Here is a 19,910-nt window from a genome sequence, read left to right as displayed (position 1 = left end):
GAGGAAATAAGTAAAAAGATGCCGAAAGTTTACATCAACTTCATGAGCAGTCCCTTCTTAGAAATTCAAACCGGAAGGATGAAATTATGATTTCTAAATATGTTGTGGAATGTGTTTTTTGTGAAGAAAACCGAAAACCTCGGCAAGCCATTGTCACAGTGCCTGCTACTTCTCAGCTACTAGCCATTCAAAAAGTACGAGCTGAATGTAAACGTCGCTTCGGAAAAACTTTATTATTGCAAACAGAAATTAAAGAAGTCTTACTCATTGAACAAAAAGAAAGCTGACCATAAATTGGCCAGCTTTCTTATCCGATCATATTTTCACATGAAGATTAGGGGCATCCTCTTTAAGGATCGGGATTTACCCATTATGTGCGTTCCATAATGGTCATCGAACAATATATTTCTATACAATAAACTATTGAATAGAATAGGGCAAAACTTGTTCGCATTTTTAGAAAAGGGATAGGGATATAATTCAAGTAATACTTCGAATACTCGAACTTTACACTCATTATATTAAAGCAAATCCTTTTATATGGGAAATATGAATTACTTATATAATTCATTCGTAAAATATATTAATAGTTTTCTATATATTCTCTTTAATCTACTAACAACATACATCCAGCTAATATTGGTGTCATAATCATCGAAAACCTTAGAAGCATGCGAGGTGCATAATTTGTAAACTTAGCTCCTATATATGCTCCTAACATTGTCCCGATTAAAACTTGTACTAATAATACATAATCTAAATACCCTTCCGAACTATATCCAAACCCACCTCCAATTGCGATTGGTAATATAACGAGCATTGTCGTCCCTACAGATTGACGGATTGTTAAACCTAATAGAACCATTAATCCGAGTTGGATAAAAGGTGCTGAGCCAATACCAAATGCACCTGCTAAAATTCCAGTCACCAATCCGAGGAATATACATTTAATCACGTTATCTTTCGAAAGTTCTTTATGCCCTTTTAAAGATGACTGTGATCTTTTTTGAAACATAATCAACCGAATAAACATAAAAATTGCCGATAAAAATAACATACCAGCTGTAAACCAATGCAACAGATGTGCTGGTATTAACGAACCAAACTTTGAACCAATATAGGATCCAAACGCGCCAAATCCCCCAACAACTCCGCCTATTACAAGCACAACATTCCCTTCTCGGTAATGACTTACTACTCCAGATAATGTCGTAAATGCCATCGCAGTTAAAGATGTTGCAAGAGCAACATGAATAGGGATATGGAATACTAGAGTGAGTATCGCGATGATAAATCCTGCTCCCCCTGCTCCGACAAATCCTAATAAAACTCCCATTAATAACATTGTTATAATAATTGCCACATAATTCCCCTCCAATATCCCAATTATCTATCATATACACACTTCTATACAAACAAAAAGCACCCTAAGCGGATGCTCTTTCTACTTTTCTATATTAATAATATGTACTTACTCTTGATTAATCAAAATAACAGCTGGACCAGAAACAACTACTCCGGCCACTTCTATCTTTTCAAATTCCATCACTGTAATAGATATAACCCCTTCTCTTTCCATCAATTCCTTACTCAGGACATCAGTCGGTATTGATTTCACCGCCCTACCTCCTTTTCATTTTATACGAAATTACAAAAAATTACCCAATGCATCTAAATATATGCATCACCTCCACTTTCATTCCTTATTCCAGCCAAAATTCACATCCCCTTTCTATAACATATTGAAAAATAAAAAGCACTCGCCAAAGCGAATGCCTTTCCATTATTTACTCTCTATTACTTTTAACATTCTATTAATAAATGCTGCCGATTCCCCACGTGTTGCAGAACCTTTTGGCATAAACTCATTATTCTCATTCCCTTTTACAATACCTAACCCATAAACACGTTGAACCGCCTGTTTATCATACGCTAAATTTTGATCCGTAAATGGTAATGAAACTAAATTACCTTTTATATTTTTGTATTGCAATGCACGATCAATCATAATAACAGCTTCATCACGTTTAATCGTATCATTCGGAGCAAATATATCATTTCCTCGTCCACTTATAATCCCAGCACTAGCTGCACGATTAATACCATCTACTAACGATGGATGGGCTGTGCTTAAATCTTTGAAATTCGATTTCCCCTCTGGTAATTGCAATGATCTTGAAACTAAATTCGCAAATTCACCACGTGTTACAAGACGTTCTGGCCAGTAAGAACCCTTCCCGTCTCCAACCATAATACCTCTTTTATCTAATTCACGAATATCTGCTTCATACCAACCGCCAGTTATATCATCTTTATGATTCGTATCATAATAAGCTTTCGTTCCCTGTAAAAATGGCTCCCACGCATTATTCCTTATCATAATGGCCGGACAATCCTTTCCGCTCCAAAATTGATGTTTTTTCACATTTTCTAAGGGAATATTTAATTCCCCCATTAAATAGGCTGCTAGTTTGCGAGCATTTTCCACAGCTTTATTATAATCACCATCTTGATTGACAGCAATTTCAATTGCAATTGATTCTCTGTTACCAGTTCCTTCTGCTCCATCTCCAGCATGCCAAGCATTTTCATTTAATGGTAGATGTTGATAAATTTCTTTATCATCTACTGTAAAATGCCAAGATGCTGAACGATCAGTCGTTCCTGTTGCTTGGCTGTATAAATATTGTGCATGGTTTCTAGCATTTGCTCCAACACTATAATTATCCGTCTCATGAATTGTAATGTATTTTGGTTTCATCGCATAACCTGGACGAATATTTTCATTACCTGTTGGTACAATCATTTCCTTTAATGGTACACCGTAAATATCCGTTGTTTTCTCTTCTATTGGTGCAGTATACATAACCGCTGCACGTTTCGTACGAGTTGGAGTTGTGCTTTGAATAAGAGATGCTTTTGTACCCTCAAATTTTGCTGAAGGTGAATAAATCCATTTCACCTCATTATCTATTTGGACTTGGAACCACTCTCCAACTTGTCCAATTGCAATAATTGTTTGCGGTTGTAACACTTTCTCGTCTTTATATGAATTAAATGGTGCGGAATATGTAGCTGTCTCTTCATTAATTACTAATTTTTCGTTTGCCAAGTGATAAACTTCCTTAACCTCTACATTTCCTTCACTACTTTGTATCCACCCAGCTCCAGATTCTGTTTGTATATAGTAAGCGTTTCCTTTTTGTTTTTCGGCTTTCACTACTTGATTAGAAAGCTGAACACCTGTCGCTTTTTGTAACTCAGCAGAATCAAATAAAGATGCTGAACCTATTATATGTACAAAAAAATCTCCTTGTACTTCATTTGTTATTCCTTTGCTCTCTCCACGTCCATCTTCATCTTTCATATGGCTTTCAATACTTTTTAATGCTTGCTCGTCTGTTGAAATCGTTACGGTCTTTTCTACTGTGTCGGCATAGGAAAAACTTGGAATCGTTACCATACTAAATACAATTGATGCAGCTAAAACATTATAAAATCCTTTTTTCATACTAATTATTTAACACGTTTATATCTTAATTCGTGTTAACTTCCCTCCCTAATCTAAAATATTTAAGACTATCTAGCAAACTTCTAAACTAAATAACCCTTTACAATATAACAAACTCTATCTCATTCGTATAGATAGGAATGACTACTATTTGCCTACTTTTTCTATATTGGAATATAGAAAAGAAGCTATAAAAGATATAGCTTCTCCTCTCACTATTTCAATCTCGTTGTACCTTATACTCTATAACTCTACCATCTTTATCAAATTGCAAAATAAGACATTCACTATCTATAGGAATGAAACTACGTTCATTCCCAAGATAGTATAGTGTAGTAATTCCCGTTTCCAAACTGCTTGTTTTCGTAGGGGCCCCTAACAATTTTATGATTTCCTCGTTTGATTTCCCTATCAATTTATGCTGCTGTAATAGGTCATCTACCATATGTACTCGTTTTTCTTCATAATTTAACCACCGATCCTGATTAAAGTTTGAAGTATATTTATTTACACTTAATTGTACAGTGCATACTATCAATGGAATGAGAGCAACCATCATTACAGTGAACAGTTGTTTCTTATCTTTATCACGTCTTGCTGATACATGTAATATAAACTTTTGAATAATAACTAATAAAATAAAAGGCATTACTACCACAAACATACTCATTACACTCAATGGCACATGAACCATATCGATAACAAAGATAAACACAAGATACATTAATATATACAAACAAAAATAAATGTACAATATTCCCCACAATATAGAGCTTTTACCTTTCTCCATCCAAATAACACCTTCTTTATCCCGCTATTTGCAAACAGTTATACTCCCACCTCAAAATTCGGCTGTACAGGGTAGGAGCCGGGATGCCCATAAAACCCTACTGATTAAAGTTTTACTTCGCGACATAATTCATCTGACCAATCATATCTCTAATCTTTCTTAGTTCTTGTGCTGTATATATTACTTTACTTGTTAAAACTTCATTTCTGAAAAACGTTACAATTTGCTCTCTATCTTTAAATCTCGGCAATTCTTCATTAGAAAGATCAATAACTTCTTTTCCATTCTCATTTTCAAAATATACAATCGGTTTTATTTTTTCCTTTACAATATCTATTTGCATTTCTTCCAAACAATTATATAAAGTTTGAGATAATATTTTCGCTTTATACGCTGGATTCCCTTCATTTCTTACTTGCAAAGTTAATGACGTTCCATCCGTAATAAATTCAAATGTCTCTTCTTTTTCAATTTCATGTTGATGCTTGCCAATTTCCTCAATCATAAATGAATATATACCTGCATTTTCTCTCGTTAAGCCATGGATTAATTTCCCTGTCCATTTTTTCGTCTCAAGTAGATAAATACCAGTTTTACATAAAATGAGGTGATGGATTCGATTTTCGTTTATGTCACGTTTATGTCTAGATTTATTGCGTATCATAAAAACGTTCGGCATAATATGAAATTCATCTTCTAGTATAATTCCTTGCTCAACAAAACCTCGTTTCATATAATGTAATGTTTCATGCGCATTCACTTCAGCACCGTTTTTGGTATACTCTCGTAAATCCGCAATTAAATTTTGAAACATATGTAGTTCATTACTATGCTTATCTTGCATTTCACTACGTTCTTTACTATGTTGAACAGCCAGTTGATTTTTCATCATACGCATATTTTCAAGTTCTCTAGCTGTACTAACTTGTAAATCATTATATTTTTTCTGTTCCATATTCTTTAAAGTACTTTGTTGTTCTTTATGATCTGTAATCGTAGCTGCAATTTCACTTTCATACGTTTCAATCGCTTGTTTCTTTTCAAATTCTACTTGCTGACTCTCTGATTCTAACTGTTTATTTTTATAAAACAGTACAAACACTGCAGCTAATAATATTAAAATCCCACCTATTAGCACATAATCCATACTTCTACTCCTTTATTTCATTTTCGATTATTTTTTATAAATATATCCATTATATTATACTATGCTTTCAATATACACTTTGTAAAAATTATATATTTTTAATAAAAGGCACCTCAGTCGAGATACCTTTTAAGTTCACTTTATTGTACACCATACTGAATATAACTTGAATCATTATATACCCACTGATTTGTCCCTAAGCAAAGCCATCCATTTTGCTTACTCCATACTCGATATGATTCACCATGATGTAACTGTCTTATAACATTCCCGTTTAATGATGGAGCGTCTCGCAGATTCACATTATCGCCAGTAATAGTTGCCACATAATGTTTGTACTGAATATAACTTGAATCATTATATACCCACTGATTTGTCCCTAAACAAAGCCATCCATCTTGTTCTCCCCAAACTTCATACGATTCGCCACGATTCAATTGGCGAATTACACTAGACTGTATAGATGGTCCACTTCGTAAATTCACATTATCTCCATTAATTACAGCAACTCCGTATACTGGAGTCGCATTATTAGGCGTGGGAACATTACCTCCACCACTTGCTCCATTTCCTTGTAAAGCTTCTAATGAAACAGCTGCTGATACATCACAATTTCCTACACCTGAAATTTGCCCAGAATCTGTGTACTGCCATGCTGTCCACTCTGTCCATCCACCAGCATCAGCAGGCGGTATACTAGAATATCTGGAAATCCATAGTGGAATGTCACTTAATCCGCTAATTCCAAATTCATTAATATACCAAACTCCTGTATATAACATTACATTTTTCCCAGTAGCTTGTTTCACATAATTTACGAAACTTCTTGCCCAATTCGATATAGTCGCACCCGTTAAACTACTATTGCTAGTATCCGTTGGCGATTCTAAATCTAAAACAGGAATTAAGTCCGTCTGATTACTCTGTAATATATTCACAAAATATTTCGCTTCTGAAATGGCATCATTTTGTTCTGGGTGCGCAAAATGATATGCACCAATTAATACATTCGCATTTCTCGCAGCTTGTACATTTTGAACGAAAGTAGGGTCAATATAGTTCACACCTTCCGTCGCTTTTGCATACGCCGCTGGAATACCAGATGACTTCACAGCATTCCAATCGATGTTTCCTTCCCAATGAGACACATCGATAAACGTAACATTTGAACTGGATCTATTTTGCATATAAAAGCTCCTATCAAATTTTTTTATTCCGTATACAATATGTACAACTTCAGTTAGTGGACACGACTTTTATGCTATAGTAATAAAGTTCTAATACATTTATTTTGTCGAGTTGTTTAAGAAAAAAGTGAAATTGAAACCACCCTTCACCAAAAACTCCATTAATACACTTTTAACACCGCAAAAAAGGCCTTGTAATTACAAAGCCTTTTGCAAACTCCCTTTATTTTGTAGTAAGTACATATTGTAGTAAAGTCCTTGTTCACTAAGTAACTCTTGATGTGTTCCGCTTTCTACAATTTCCCCTTCATGCATAACAAATATTTGATCCGCATCTTGGATTGTAGACAATCTGTGCGCAATCGCTATCGTTGTTCTGCCTTTTCGCATTTGCTGCAATGCCGTTTGGATAGCCTCCTCTGTTTCTGTATCAATATTTGCCGTCGCTTCATCTAACACTAATACTTTCGGATTAGTTGCTATCGTTCTAGCAAAAGCAATTAATTGCCTTTGACCACTAGAAAATGCAGCTCCTCTTTCGACTACTTCTGTATCATACTGCTCTGGTAATTTTTCAATAAACGTATTCGCTTGCACAAATCGCGCTGCTTCCTCTATCTCTTCATCCGTAATCTCTTCATTATACATACGAATGTTTTGCTTTACATTTCCAGCAAATAAAAATGCATCTTGCAGCACAAGACCAATTTTCTTTCGAATTTCTTGTTCTTCAAACTTCTCTAAATCTACTCCGTCTATTACAATATTTCCTGATTTAATATTGTAAAATCTCATTAATAAATTCATAATCGTACTCTTTCCGCTACCAGTATGCCCTACGAAAGCAACCGTTTGCCCTGGCTTTACGTGAAAAGATACATTTTTTAAAACGTCACGCTTTCCATCATATGAAAAAGTAACATCTTTAAACTGAATTTCCCCATTAGCTATTCCTGGCTGTTCACTCCCCATTTGAACAGGAGCTAAATCTTTATCATCCATTAAATGAAATACACGCGATGATGAAACAAGCGCTTGTTGGAAGAAAGATAGTTTCATCATCATCTCATTTACCGGCTGGAAGAAACGATGAATATAGTTAACGAAAGCATATAAAACCCCTACTTCAACAGGACTCTTTAAAGCATCGATTCCGAATAAACCAAGTACTAACGCAATTGCTACAATATGAACAAGATCTGTTGCTGGACGTAAAAGTAATGCATCTAATTTCAATGTACGACGTCCAGCACTAAAATGTTTATTGTTCACTTCTTCAAATTCTTTTCTCATCCGCTTTTCTTGCCGGAACACCTGAACAATATTCATACCTTGAATGGACTCATTTAACTTTGCATTTAATATACTCAGCTGATTACGTACCTCTAAATAAAAAGCTGCACTTTTCCGTTGATACAACACCATAATTGCGAACATTACCGGAATTAATATGAGCGAAAATAGCGCTAATTTTACATCTAATAAAAACATCGCTACTAAAATCCCTACTAAAAAGACTACATTTTTCACGAATGTTGATAGTACACTAACATAAAAATCCTTAATCGCTTCTGTATCATTCGTTATGCGAGATACGAGCGTACCAATCGGCGTACGATCAAAGAAGCTTAATGACAATTTTTGAACATGTTCATACACTTCAACTCGCATATCTTGGACAATCTTAAAAGCGATATTTTGAAAGTACAATAAGTCTAAATAAGTAAATAATACTTTTAATAAATGAGCAATAATATACACTACAAATAGGGTTACAAGTGCTGATTGTTCAAAGCTACGTGGTACTAAGTGTTCATCAAGAAATTGTTTAATTAAAAAAGGACCCATCATTTCAGTTACAGTTGCACCAACTAGAAATAAAAATGCTAACGCTAATAGCCTTTTATATGGTCTCATATAAGAAAGCAATCGCCTTAAATCACTCCGCTTTTTCTCAGCCATCATACGCCTCCTTTCTCCACCAACGCCTCTAACTGCTGGCTTTCATACATTTCCTTATACCAACCATTTTCGTTCATTAGTTGTTCATGTGTTCCTCGCTGCATAACCTTACCTTCATCAATAACAAGAATAAAATTTGCATGCTGAATCGCACTTAAACGGTGCGCAGTAATAATCGTCGTTTTTTCTGCTCTTTCTCGTTTCAATGCAGTTAAAATAGTTTCTTCTGTTTTTGCATCTACAGCTGATAAACAATCATCTAAAATTAAAATTTCAGCATTCGTTAATAACGCACGTGCAATTGAAATCCGCTGTTTTTGGCCTCCTGATAGCGAAACCCCTCTTTCTCCTACTACCGTTTCATATCCTTCCGAAAATTGAATAATATCATTATGAATACAAGCAATCTCAGCAGCCCTGCTAATTTCTTTATATGTAGCATCGGCCTTTCCAAAAGCAATGTTCTCCCCAATACTCGCTGAAAATAAAAAATGATCTTGCGGTACGTATGAAATTGCAGAGCGTACACCGTGAAGTGTTAAATCTCGAATATCCCGCTCACCAACTTTTAATTCACCATTAAAGTGGTCATACTCACGAATTAAACATTTTAATAACGTCGTCTTCCCTGCACCGGTACGCCCTACAACTCCTAACGTTTCACCTTTTCTTAAGTTAAAGTAAATATCTTTTAAGTTTAATAGTTCATTCTTTTTATAAGAAAACGAATCAACAGCAAACGAAACATCACCACTTGCTATAGTATGTATAGCATTTTCCTTATTCACTACATCTGAAGTTTGTGAAAGTATTTTCTCCACACGATCATACGAAGCACGTCCACGCTCCATAATATTAAATAGCCATCCAAAAGCTAACATTGGCCATACAAGTGTCCCTAAGTATGTTGTAAATGTTACTAATTCCCCTACAGTTAATTCGCCCCGTACAACTAATAATGATCCGTAACAAATTGCGATTAAAAATGAAAATCCGACAATTAGAGCAATCGTTGGATCGAATAACGAGTCAATACGTGCGACTAGCATATTTTTATGTACGACATCTTCCGATTTCTTCCGAAACGATTGCAAATCCTCTTTCTCTTGTCCAAGTGAGCGAATTACCTTCATCCCACTCATACTTTCTTGTACTTTATCATTGATTTCAGAAAACGATTGCTGTGCCTTATGAAATCTTCTATGCAATAAAGTTCCATAATAATTTGTAGAAATAGCTACAATTGGCATCGGAATTAAACTTAATAACGTTAACTTCCAACTAATTGTAAATCCCATCGCTACGAGTACACATCCTCCAACAGCTAATGAATCAACGAGTGTTAAAACACCTGCCCCCGCAGTTTGCTGAATCGCCTGAATATCATTTGTCGCATGTGCCATCAAATCGCCTGTGCGACGTGATTGATAAAAGGATGGGCTCATCTTAGTAAAATGTTCATATAGATTCTTTCGCAGTTGACGAGCTAGTTTTAAAGAAGATCCAAAAATCATAATACGCCATAAGTAACGTAATATATACATCATAATTCCTACAACTACTAATAGAATAACCCAGTTCAACAATTTTTCAGACGTTAATGTTCCACTATTAATTTCATCTACTACAATCCCTAGTACTCTTGGCGCTACAAGTTCAAGAAGCGCGACACCAAATAACATAATAATTCCGATTATGTACGCTCGTTTTTCTTGCTTAAAAAACCAAGCTAAATTAAAAAACACTTTCATATTTATCCTCCTCCCTTAAAATGAGCGATGTTTTCAGTGTAACAAAAATACAGAATATTTAAAAGTTTTAAATATGTTTTATAACCAAAAGAAAAGGGCACTCGGTAAGAGTGCCCTTTGGCGCTTATTTTGTTTGTTGCTTGTTCATCGCGCTCATCATTTGATTGATTTTCTTTTGGGAAGGTTTTTGTCCCATTTGCATCATCATCATTTTTAACATTTGTTCGTTAATTGGTGGATTTTTTTGTAAGTAATTCATCATGTATTTGCGGGCAATGAAAAATCCTAACGCCACGCCTGCTACTAGTGCTACTACGCCCACTAGAATACCTAACCACATTGGCATATCTTTTCCTCCTTCATGTTGTCTACCTTACAGTGTACTAAAACCTTTTCAATAAGACAAGATACTATTCGACATTTTTTACACATATGTTCGTACTTGTTTGAGAGGATTTAACCAACCGTACTTTTTATTTTCATAATCCATCGCTAAAAATGTTAACTCACACTTTCTAAGCACCTCAAAGAAAGTTGTTTCCATGGATACATTTCCAGAAGTATTTATTCGAATATATTGTGGTTTCACCATTATTTCTCCGTATTCGGCTCCTGTATAAAGCGTATGAGTATGATTTGTTCTTTCATATTTACCAAGAACACGCAAAGCTTGTTCTAATTTATGATGAATTTTCATTACTTGTAACGGCATCGTAATATACGTCATTTGTTTATATAATACTTTCTTCTCCGAAAGGAACCCAGATTCTGAAAATCGAGCAAATAAATCAAAAAACAAATATTCACGACCAAAGTAAGCTTTCGCAATATCCTCTTGAATTAAATACAATTCATACGTTTTCATTTTTCCCCTCCCGATCTGGACAACCTTTTCCCTACATTATATAAGAGAAGATTTGCAATGATTGTCTGACTACGGAGAGAGAAAAAACTTTTCCTGTCGAAAAAACTCAATTACATAGAAAAATCTCCCCATGCTGGAGAGATTTTTCTAAAATCATTAAAGCATTTCTTTTACTTTACGAACAACGTTCTCTACAGTAAATCCATACTCTTCCATAATCTTCTCACCAGGAGCAGAAGCACCGAATGTGTCGATACCTAGTACATCTCCATCAAGGCCTACGTAACGGTGCCATCCGAATGTAGCACCCATTTCAATTGCGAAACGTTTCGTTACTGCTTTTGGTAGTACAGATTCTTTGTACTCAGCAGTTTGAGCTTCGAAGCGATCCATAGATGGCATGCTAACAACAGCTGCATCAACGCCGTCTGCTGCTAGAGCTTTTTGCGCTTCGATTGCTAAGCTTACTTCAGATCCAGTTGCAATTAAGATTACATCAGAAGTTTCTTTCTTGCTTGCAGAAACTACATATGCACCTTTTGCTACTTTTTCATAAGTATCGTCTTTTGCACCTTCTAATGTTGGAAGATCTTGACGAGTTAACACTAATGCAGTTGGTGTTTTTGTAGATTCTAGAGCTAGTCTCCAAGCTGCAACTGATTCGTTACCGTCTGCTGGACGAATAACAGATACATTTGGCATTGCACGAAGCGCTGCTAATTGCTCAACTGGTTCATGTGTTGGACCATCTTCACCAACAGCAATACTGTCATGTGTAAATACATACGTTACAGGCAATTGCATTAATGCTGCAAGACGAATTGCTGGACGTAAGTAGTCAGAGAATACGAAGAACGTACCACCGTAAGTTTTTAAACCGCCATGAAGTGCGATACCGTTCATTGCTGCACCCATTGCGAACTCACGTACACCGTACCAAATGTTTTTTCCGCTGTAATCAGCTCTTGTAAAGTCTTTTTCGTTATTCATGTATGTTTTGTTAGAACCAGCAAGGTCAGCAGATCCACCGAAGAATGATGGTACAGACTCTGCAATTGCATTAATTACAGCACCTGAAGAATTACGTGTTGCTGCTTTTGATCCTAATTCATAAGTTGGTAAGCTTTGTTCCCAACCTTCTGGAAGAAGACCGTTCATTGCTGCTTGCAGTTCGTTTGCTAATTCTGGATATGCTTGTGCATATTCACCGAGCATCGTGTTCCACGCAGCTTGCGTCGTTTCACCAACATCTTGTACTGTTTTACGGAAGTTGTCATATACTTCTTCTGCTACATGGAAGTCTTGTTCAGCAGTCCAAGCGTATGCTTCTTTCGTTAATTTTGTTTCGTCTACACCAAGTGGAGAACCATGTGAAGCTGATTTTCCTGATTTGTTTGGAGAACCGAAACCAATTGTCGTTCTTACTTCAATTAGCGTTGGGCGTTTTTCGTCAGCTTTCGCTTCTTCAATTGCTTTTGCGATTGCTTCAATATCATTTCCATCCTCAACACGGATTACTTGCCATCCGTATGCTTTGTAACGATCTTCTACACTTTCAGAGAATGAACGATTTAAATCGCCATCTAATGAAATATCGTTTGAATCGTAAAGTACAACAAGACGACCTAATTGTAAATGAGCAGCTAATGAAGATGCTTCAGCAGAAACGCCTTCCATTAAATCTCCATCACCACAAATAGCGTATGTATGATGGTCTACTACATTATACGCATCACGGTTGTATTTAGCCGCTAAATGTCTTTCAGCCATTGCCATACCTACAGCAGTTGCAATACCTTGTCCAAGTGGACCAGTTGTTGAGTCTACACCTGCTGTGTGACCATACTCAGGATGTCCTGGAGTTTTGCTTCCCCATTGACGGAAGTTCTTTAAATCATCCATTGTTAAGTCATAACCAGATAGATGAAGTAGACTGTATAGTAACATTGAGCCATGACCTGCAGATAATACGAAACGATCGCGGTTAAACCACGTTGGGTTATTTGGATTGTGTTTCATAAATTGAGTCCATAATGTATAAGCCATTGGTGCTGCACCCATTGGCATTCCTGGGTGACCAGAGTTTGCTTTTTCAATCGCATCAATGGATAATGTGCGAATCGTGTTGATAGAAAGTTGTTCGATTGAATGTGACATGCTATTCTTCCCTTCGCGTATGTTAGTAAACGTTTTATACATTTATATGATAGCTTCCCACGCAAGATTATACAACATGTATCGACAAATATGTTGATGTTTTTTTGATTTTTCATAAAAAACACAGTGATTCAGGGAATGTATGGGCATTCAATATGACATACTTTTTAATTGTTTTTATTTTAAAAATAAATATAATTATCTGTATTTTTATACAAATATACTAATTTCTGATATATCTCCCTTTTGATAACCTTTAAAAATACAAAAAAGCATCTAAATTAGATGCTTTTAAAACAAATTAAATAATCCGCTTACGAATAGAACTTGAAATAAAATCAATTATAATTACCATTAAAATGATACCTAATAAAATAATTCCCACACGAGACCAATTACGTGAACTAAGTGCAAAAATTAATGGCGTACCAATACCACCTGCTCCAATAACACCTAAAATCGCAGCGGATCGTACATTAATTTCAAACCTGTATAACGTATACGATAGAAAATCCGGTAACACTTGTGGTAATACGGCATACCAAAGTATTTGAAACCGATTTGCACCCGTTGCTATTAACGCTTCCGTCGGTCCCTTATCTATATTTTCAATTCCTTCCGAATATAGTTTCCCTAACATTCCGATAGAGTGTAACCCTAAAGCTAGAACTCCGGCAAAAGAGCCTGGACCAACAGCTTTTATAAATAAAAGAGCCATAACTAATTCAGGAAATGTACGAACAAAACTAAGTACAAATTTCCCAGTTCCTGAAGTTAATTTTCCACTACTCATATTCGTTGCCGCCCAAAAAGCAAATGGAACAGATAAAAAAGCAGAAATAAATGTACCTAATATCGCAATTGCCAACGTATCAATTAAACCGTGTAATAAATCTTCACCATCTGGCAAAGATACATACGACCAATCTGGGTTCAATACGCCTGTCATAATTGCTTTTGTAATTTCTCCCGCCGTATTCTTTATTCCCTCTAACGGGACTCCTGAAAAGGCCCATACATATATAACTGTAAGTGCTATAAAAATAATCCAGCGATATATACTCGGTTTCTTCGGTTTTGGTACGATTATTGTCGTTTTACTCATTATAATTTCCCCCGCAACGCTGTACTTATATAATCAATTAGCAATACAACAACAAGGGTATAAATAATAATAGAAGCAGTTTGTTGATATTGTAAAAATCCAAGTGTACGATCATAATATAATCCAATCCCACCAGCTCCTACTAAACCTAGAACAGCTGCTGCACGTACATTCACCTCAAATGTATAAAGTACATAGGAGACGAAGTGCGCTTTCACTTGCGGAATGACCCCATAAACTATCCATTGCACCTTATTCGCTCCTACAGCTGTCATCGCTTCTAATGGACCTGGATCAATTGATTCAATTGACTCATACAATAATTTCGCTACGAGTCCAACGGAGAAACAAGTAAGAGCCAAAATACCTGGAAGTGGTCCTATTCCAAAAATCGCTACAAAAATAGCCGCTAATAATAAATCTGGTATTGTTCGTATAAAATTTAAAATCAATCGAGCTGGACTGTACAAAAATACACTAGTGAATACGTTACTTGCCGCAAATAGTGCAAGTGGAATGGCTAAAATCGCCCCTAAAGTCGTTCCAATAATCGCCATACGTATTGTATCTAACATTGCTGTTGTAATAATTTGAAAATAACTCCAATCTGGTGGCACCATTTCCTTCAATAAATCCATCATATTCGGAAAACCAACTACTAGTTTTGAAAATGATGCGTCGACCTGTACACTACTACCCCACAACAGTAAAATAACTAAAATAACCGTTAACATATGTTTCAATTTACTCGGCGGCTTCGGTATCGATTTCGAATATATCGTCACTTCATTCATTTAGCTGCCACCTCTAATAATGCGCTTTTCTGAGCTACGTCCCCATAAATTTCAGCGAATTTTTCATCCGTTGCCTCTTCTACTAATCCATCAAAAACAATTTCACCAGCATGTAATCCAATAATACGAGTAGCATATTGCCTCGCTAAATCAATAGAATGTAAGTTTACAATTGTCGTAATTCCAAAATCTTCATTAATTTTCTTCAAATCATCCATTACTTGCTTTGTTGTCAGAGGATCTAACGAAGCAACAGGCTCATCTGCCAATATGATTTTCGCTTCTTGTGCCAATGCTCTAGCAATTGATACACGTTGCTGTTGTCCCCCTGATAATTCATCAGCTCGTGCATATGCTTTTTCTGAGATATTCACTCTATTCAGCGCCTGGAATGCAAGCTCCACATCCTCTTTCGGAAACAGACCTAACGTTGTACGCAATGTAGAATGATATCCAACCCGCCCAGCTAATACATTCTTCAGTACCGTTGATCGCTTCACAAGGTTAAAGCTTTGAAAAATCATACCAATATCTCGGCGCATGCGTCGTAATCCTTTTCCTTTTGCAGCAGTAATAGACTCCCCTTCAATAATGATTTCTCCTTCTGTGATTTCATGAAGGCGATTTACCGATCTAAGAAGTGTTGATTTTCCAGCACCGGATAGCCCGACCATTACAACAAACTCACCTTTTTGAATTTTCAAGTTTATATTATTCAATCCTTTTGTACCATTCGGATACACTTTGGAAACATTTCGAAACTCTATCACACATCTTACCTACCTTCTATGTATTATCAATAACTGAAAAACGGCAAACTAACTGAAATCACACACTTTCCAGTTAGTCGCCATTTCCATATGTATTATTGCGTTTTCACTTTCTTTCCATATTCACGAACGATATCAAATTTACTATCATCAGATTTAACGTATCCTTCATGTGAGTATACTTCTTTAATGATTTTGTGCCCTCCCTCATTCTTTCCTATTTCAATGAAAGCATCCTGTAATTTCTTGCTCCACTCTGCATCTAAATCAGAACGTACAGAAATCGTATCGTTTGGAATTTTCTCCGTAAATTTTACTATTTTCGTTTGATCGAATATATTCGGATAATCTTTTTTTACAATATTACGAGCATCTTGGAATACAACAGCTGCATCTACATCACCATTTAAAAGAGCAATAAGTGACTGATCATGACCTTTTAATGTAACAGGTTTCACATCCTTTAGCGGATCGATTCCCTCTTTTAACAATACAGCCGCAGGCCATACATAACCCGCTGATGATGTTACATCTTGATAGCCAATTTTTTTACCTTTTAAATCTTTTACACTATTAATATTAGAATCTTTCTTAACAACAAACTCTGATTTATAAACATCTACTAAATCCTTTGTGGGAGCTCCAGTTTCATCATCTACCCCAAAACGTTGCGCCTGTAAAATTACGTTTGCAGCCTTTTTCTCATGCGCTAACACATACGCTGTTGGAGGTAAAAAGCCTACATCTACTTGCTTAGATGCCATCGCTTCTACAATTGTATTGTAATTCGTTGAAATACTAACTTTTACCGGAATATTTAATTTATCACTTAATAGCTTTTCCAATGGTTTTGCCTTCGCCTCTAACGTATCTGCATTTTGAGAAGGAACAAATTGAACATTTAGTGTCTTCGGTACATAACCTTTTTTCGTATCTTCATTTTTACTTGCACTTGATTCCTTCGTTCCACATCCACTTAATAATCCCGCTGCTAGTACAACTGTTGTACTCATTGCAAAAACTTTTTTCAACATGTTAATGCCTCCATTTTTCGTTGTTATAAAATAACCTTCCATAAACATGAAGAAATATATCACATACTTTTACAAATAATTGCTTATTTACAGAATCTTTACACATTCTATACATTCACATTAAAATTCTTTTCATATATTTGATATGATTAATTGAAAGATAACTATAGAAAAGGTGAATGGCGTTGAATCAAAATCAAATTGTAACTTTAAATATTTTATTAACAAGCGATGTACATGGTACTGTGTATCCAATTCACTACCAAGATAACTCCAAAGCAGAAATTGGTTTAGCTAAAATTTCTACTCTCATAAAAAAAGAACGTTCTCAAAATGCAAACGTTCTTCTGATTGATAACGGGGACTTCATTCAAGGAACACCATTTACTTATCATTACGCTACATACGAAAAAGATATGGAAAACCCAATGTCCTTATTAGCCAACTACTTAGAGTATGACATTGCAATTATCGGAAATCATGAATTTAATTACGGAATGGATATATTAAATAATGCTGTGACTACTGCAAATTCCCCTTATCTATCAGCAAACATTTTAGATAAAAACAGAAAAGAACCTTATTTCGGAAAACCATATATAATAAAACATATTGAATCAAATATAAAAATTGCTATTTTAGGGGTGACAACGCATTACATCCCCCATTGGGAACAAGCACATCATATTAAAGATTTACAATTTGAAGATGCATTTGAAACAACAAAAAAATGGGTTTCTTACATCCGTAAACATGAAAAATCAGATTTACTAGTCGTAGCCTATCACGGGGGATTTGAACGTGATTTACAAACCGGAGTACCGACTGAAGTTTTAACAGGTGAAAACCAAGGATATGCAATGTGCCATGAAATTGAAGGCATAGATATTTTACTAACAGGCCACCAACACCGAGAAATCGCTCACACCGTGATTAATGGTGTAACAATTTTACAGACCGGATGCAATGGACACTCAGTTGGAAAAGTAACAGTAACATTCGAAAAAGCAGAACAAAAATGGGTGAAAAAAGAGAGTTATTCAGAGTTATTGCCCGTACAAGGAATTGCGGCAGACCAAGATGTTCTTTCCTTGGTTGCCAATTATGAAGAGAAAACACAAAATTGGCTTGATAAACCTATTGGAATAATTTATGGGGATATGCAAATTTCCGATGCTATGCAAACACGTTTGCAAGACCATCCTTTTATTGAATTCATAAATAAAATACAGATGGATATAGCTAATGTTTCAATTTCTTGTACAAGTTTGTTTCATAATACATCTCCAGGTTTCCCGAAACATGTAACAATGCGTGACATCGTTTCTAATTATATTTATCCAAATACATTAAAAGTAATTAGAATAACCGGAGCGGATATAAAAAATGCTCTCGAACTCTCTGCTTCTTATTTCACATTAAAAGCAGATGGAACCATCATCGTAAACCCTACCTATATAGAACCAAAACCACAACACTATAATTACGATATGTGGGAAGGGATTTCGTATGTATTAAACATTTCAAAACCAATTGGAGAGAGAGTAGAGTCTTTGCAGTATAAAGGCGCTCCTCTTAATATAAATGAAGAATATGACGTTGTTATGAATAATTATCGTGCAAGCGGTGGCGGGAACTTCTTTATGTTTCAAAATAAACCAGTAGTAAAAGACATACCAACAGATATGTCTGAACTTATCGCTAACTATATATTGAAGCATAAAAGGATAGAAGCAACGAAAAATGAAAACTGGAAAGTTATTAAATAACAATTTTAACGAATAAAAAAAAGATGGGCTATGCCCATCTTTTAATTTAATTTTGCATTATCCTGCTTTTTTAAAGCTTTTAATTTCGCCGGTGTAACGTCCGTTCCTTCTTCGTTAACGACTTTAATTCCTTTTAATTCGTTTAACATATTTTGACGAAATCCTTTTAAATATTGTTCACGAAGCGATTGGCGCTCACGTTGTTCTTCTTCAGTTAAGCCTTCAGCTTTTGCTTTTTTCGCTAAGAAGTTAATGCGTTCAATGAGTTCTTGACTTGGCATCTCGAATCCCCCTTCTACTCAAAACTGATTATTATCATACAATAGTTATTCCTCTTTATCAAGCAATTGCTTTGTATATTCTACATACCTTCGATGTACAGTTGCTTTTGAAACATCATGACCAAAACCACGAAGTGTTGCTGCAATTTCTTCAAAAGTTAATTCATTCCGGCGCAAACGTACAATTTCCTCAATTGGCACTTTTTTTTTCTCACGTCCTACGCTTAAATGACGATTTTTCAAATTATTTTCTGGACGAAATCCTTTCTCCACTGCTCTTTGCATGCCACGTTTAATTTTTAAATTGTGGATCTTTCTTTGATACTCTTCAACGATCCCAATTATATTTAGCACCATCGAATCAGAATCTGAAAGCTGTAATTCACCACTATGCGTGTGCGTATAAACTTTTATCCCCTCTTTATGTAAACAATGCATTAATGCAATCTTTGCATTTCCTCTACCAAGACGCGTTTCATCTTGTATAAGTAGTACATCAACTTGTTCATCTCGAATTGTATCTAGCACTTCTAATATGCCATCACGTTCAATTGTATAACCGCTAGCCTGCTCCTCAATTACCTTTGTAACATCCATTTGATAGCGCTCAGCTAAATGCAATAATTCATCTTTTTGACGCAATAATGATGTTTCCTGTTCTTCTTTTGTTGTGCTCACACGTGCATAAATAATTGCATTCATTTTGAACCCTTCTTTCTCACTATATTTTCCTTATAGTGTATCATAAATTTGCCTTTCGTTCGAACTTATGTTTGTAGAATGTTTT

General features: G+C 35.5%; 19 protein-coding genes. 2 read left to right on the top strand and 17 right to left on the bottom strand.

Features of this window, described 5'->3' with window-relative positions:
• The first annotated feature begins 86 nt into the window (after positions 1-86).
• Positions 87-287 (top strand): DUF3903 domain-containing protein, encoded by a 201-nt coding sequence (locus ABH955_RS00280; protein ID WP_113936933.1) that lies wholly within the window; start codon positions 87-89, stop codon positions 285-287.
• A 320-nt stretch (positions 288-607) separates the two neighbouring features.
• Here ABH955_RS00280 and ABH955_RS00275 read toward each other — a convergent pair whose 3' ends face one another.
• The 15 genes from ABH955_RS00275 to ABH955_RS00205 all read right to left on the bottom strand — a co-directional run bounded on the left by ABH955_RS00275 (position 608) and on the right by ABH955_RS00205 (position 17,073).
• On the bottom strand, positions 608-1,363 hold the full coding sequence (locus ABH955_RS00275; RefSeq protein WP_002128564.1) for a sulfite exporter TauE/SafE family protein: 756 nt from the start codon (positions 1,361-1,363) through the stop codon (positions 608-610).
• 108 nt (positions 1,364-1,471) lie between these two features.
• Positions 1,472-1,618: a BC1881 family protein gene (locus tag ABH955_RS00270; protein ID WP_002033491.1), complete on the bottom strand. Its 147-nt coding sequence runs from the start codon at positions 1,616-1,618 to the stop codon at positions 1,472-1,474.
• Positions 1,619-1,783: 165 nt separating this feature from the next.
• Positions 1,784-3,511, bottom strand: coding sequence for an S-layer homology domain-containing protein (locus tag ABH955_RS00265; RefSeq protein WP_404456535.1), 1,728 nt, complete (start codon positions 3,509-3,511; stop codon positions 1,784-1,786).
• 220 nt (positions 3,512-3,731) lie between these two features.
• Positions 3,732-4,301, bottom strand: coding sequence for a hypothetical protein (locus tag ABH955_RS00260; RefSeq protein WP_404456532.1), 570 nt, complete (start codon positions 4,299-4,301; stop codon positions 3,732-3,734).
• Between the two features lie 112 nt (positions 4,302-4,413).
• The gene (locus ABH955_RS00255; RefSeq protein ID WP_113936930.1) at positions 4,414-5,448 is read right to left on the bottom strand and encodes a nuclease-related domain-containing protein; all 1,035 of its coding nucleotides are present in this window, start codon (positions 5,446-5,448) and stop codon (positions 4,414-4,416) included.
• Positions 5,449-5,588: 140 nt separating this feature from the next.
• On the bottom strand, positions 5,589-6,635 hold the full coding sequence (locus ABH955_RS00250) for a GH25 family lysozyme (protein WP_113936929.1): 1,047 nt from the start codon (positions 6,633-6,635) through the stop codon (positions 5,589-5,591).
• A gap of 198 nt (positions 6,636-6,833) precedes the next feature.
• Complete coding sequence (locus ABH955_RS00245; protein ID WP_404456529.1) at positions 6,834-8,597, bottom strand: ABC transporter ATP-binding protein; 1,764 nt, start codon at positions 8,595-8,597, stop codon at positions 6,834-6,836.
• Positions 8,597-10,348 carry an ABC transporter transmembrane domain-containing protein gene (locus ABH955_RS00240; protein WP_404443914.1) on the bottom strand — a complete coding sequence of 584 codons (1,752 nt, stop codon included), beginning with the start codon at positions 10,346-10,348 and terminating at the stop codon, positions 8,597-8,599. The genes ABH955_RS00245 and ABH955_RS00240 overlap by 1 nt, the downstream gene beginning before the upstream one ends.
• A 124-nt stretch (positions 10,349-10,472) precedes the next feature.
• Entirely contained in the window at positions 10,473-10,694 is a 222-nt protein-coding gene (locus ABH955_RS00235; protein ID WP_001132292.1) for a YneF family protein, read from the bottom strand.
• A gap of 78 nt (positions 10,695-10,772) precedes the next feature.
• On the bottom strand, positions 10,773-11,213 hold the full coding sequence (gene sirA / locus ABH955_RS00230) for a sporulation inhibitor of replication protein SirA (RefSeq protein ID WP_002014415.1): 441 nt from the start codon (positions 11,211-11,213) through the stop codon (positions 10,773-10,775).
• Positions 11,214-11,369: 156 nt separating this feature from the next.
• Positions 11,370-13,370 (bottom strand): transketolase, encoded by a 2,001-nt coding sequence (gene tkt, locus ABH955_RS00225; protein ID WP_002087884.1) that lies wholly within the window; start codon positions 13,368-13,370, stop codon positions 11,370-11,372.
• 301 nt (positions 13,371-13,671) lie between these two features.
• Complete coding sequence (gene phnE, locus ABH955_RS00220) at positions 13,672-14,475, bottom strand: phosphonate ABC transporter, permease protein PhnE (protein WP_002066554.1); 804 nt, start codon at positions 14,473-14,475, stop codon at positions 13,672-13,674.
• On the bottom strand, positions 14,475-15,269 hold the full coding sequence (phnE, locus tag ABH955_RS00215; protein ID WP_002137773.1) for a phosphonate ABC transporter, permease protein PhnE: 795 nt from the start codon (positions 15,267-15,269) through the stop codon (positions 14,475-14,477). Before phnE (ABH955_RS00215) ends, phnE (ABH955_RS00220) begins: the two co-directional genes overlap by 1 nt.
• Positions 15,266-16,039: a phosphonate ABC transporter ATP-binding protein gene (gene phnC, locus ABH955_RS00210; RefSeq protein WP_002033479.1), complete on the bottom strand. Its 774-nt coding sequence runs from the start codon at positions 16,037-16,039 to the stop codon at positions 15,266-15,268. Before phnC ends, phnE (ABH955_RS00215) begins: the two co-directional genes overlap by 4 nt.
• A 95-nt stretch (positions 16,040-16,134) precedes the next feature.
• A complete protein-coding gene (locus tag ABH955_RS00205) occupies positions 16,135-17,073 on the bottom strand; it encodes a phosphate/phosphite/phosphonate ABC transporter substrate-binding protein (protein ID WP_404443907.1) in 939 nt (312 codons plus the stop codon).
• A gap of 185 nt (positions 17,074-17,258) precedes the next feature.
• Between ABH955_RS00205 and ABH955_RS00200 the strand changes: the two genes are divergently transcribed.
• Complete coding sequence (locus ABH955_RS00200) at positions 17,259-18,842, top strand: bifunctional metallophosphatase/5'-nucleotidase (protein WP_404443904.1); 1,584 nt, start codon at positions 17,259-17,261, stop codon at positions 18,840-18,842.
• Between the two features lie 41 nt (positions 18,843-18,883).
• On the opposite strand, the gene ABH955_RS00195 is transcribed toward ABH955_RS00200, so the two are convergent.
• Positions 18,884-19,123, bottom strand: coding sequence for a DUF896 domain-containing protein (locus ABH955_RS00195; RefSeq protein WP_002014431.1), 240 nt, complete (start codon positions 19,121-19,123; stop codon positions 18,884-18,886).
• 45 nt (positions 19,124-19,168) lie between these two features.
• The gene (locus ABH955_RS00190) at positions 19,169-19,825 is read right to left on the bottom strand and encodes a YneB family resolvase-like protein (RefSeq protein WP_404490790.1); all 657 of its coding nucleotides are present in this window, start codon (positions 19,823-19,825) and stop codon (positions 19,169-19,171) included.
• Positions 19,826-19,910 lie beyond the last annotated feature (85 nt).

This window comes from Bacillus sp. RC240 (assembly GCF_044907945.1).
In the GTDB taxonomy this organism is placed as follows: Bacteria; Bacillota; Bacilli; order Bacillales; family Bacillaceae_G; genus Bacillus_A; species Bacillus_A mycoides.
The sequence above is the reverse complement of the archived record's forward strand: the minus strand, read 5'-3'. Positions and strand labels throughout refer to the sequence as shown.

Coding starts and splice junctions, on each gene's coding strand:
- ABH955_RS00255 (WP_113936930.1), bottom strand. CDS start 5,448: ATGGATTATGTGCTAATAGGTGGGATTTTAATATTATTAGCTGCAGTG.
- ABH955_RS00205 (WP_404443907.1), bottom strand. CDS start 17,073: ATGTTGAAAAAAGTTTTTGCAATGAGTACAACAGTTGTACTAGCAGCG.
- ABH955_RS00235 (WP_001132292.1), bottom strand. CDS start 10,694: ATGCCAATGTGGTTAGGTATTCTAGTGGGCGTAGTAGCACTAGTAGCA.
- ABH955_RS00195 (WP_002014431.1), bottom strand. CDS start 19,123: ATGCCAAGTCAAGAACTCATTGAACGCATTAACTTCTTAGCGAAAAAA.
- ABH955_RS00260 (WP_404456532.1), bottom strand. CDS start 4,301: ATGGAGAAAGGTAAAAGCTCTATATTGTGGGGAATATTGTACATTTAT.
- sirA (WP_002014415.1), bottom strand. CDS start 11,213: ATGAAAACGTATGAATTGTATTTAATTCAAGAGGATATTGCGAAAGCT.
- ABH955_RS00265 (WP_404456535.1), bottom strand. CDS start 3,511: ATGAAAAAAGGATTTTATAATGTTTTAGCTGCATCAATTGTATTTAGT.
- ABH955_RS00190 (WP_404490790.1), bottom strand. CDS start 19,825: ATGAATGCAATTATTTATGCACGTGTGAGCACAACAAAAGAAGAACAG.
- ABH955_RS00245 (WP_404456529.1), bottom strand. CDS start 8,597: ATGGCTGAGAAAAAGCGGAGTGATTTAAGGCGATTGCTTTCTTATATG.
- phnE (WP_002066554.1), bottom strand. CDS start 14,475: ATGAGTAAAACGACAATAATCGTACCAAAACCGAAGAAACCGAGTATA.
- phnE (WP_002137773.1), bottom strand. CDS start 15,269: ATGAATGAAGTGACGATATATTCGAAATCGATACCGAAGCCGCCGAGT.
- ABH955_RS00240 (WP_404443914.1), bottom strand. CDS start 10,348: ATGAAAGTGTTTTTTAATTTAGCTTGGTTTTTTAAGCAAGAAAAACGA.
- ABH955_RS00250 (WP_113936929.1), bottom strand. CDS start 6,635: ATGCAAAATAGATCCAGTTCAAATGTTACGTTTATCGATGTGTCTCAT.
- tkt (WP_002087884.1), bottom strand. CDS start 13,370: ATGTCACATTCAATCGAACAACTTTCTATCAACACGATTCGCACATTA.
- ABH955_RS00280 (WP_113936933.1), top strand. CDS start 87: ATGATTTCTAAATATGTTGTGGAATGTGTTTTTTGTGAAGAAAACCGA.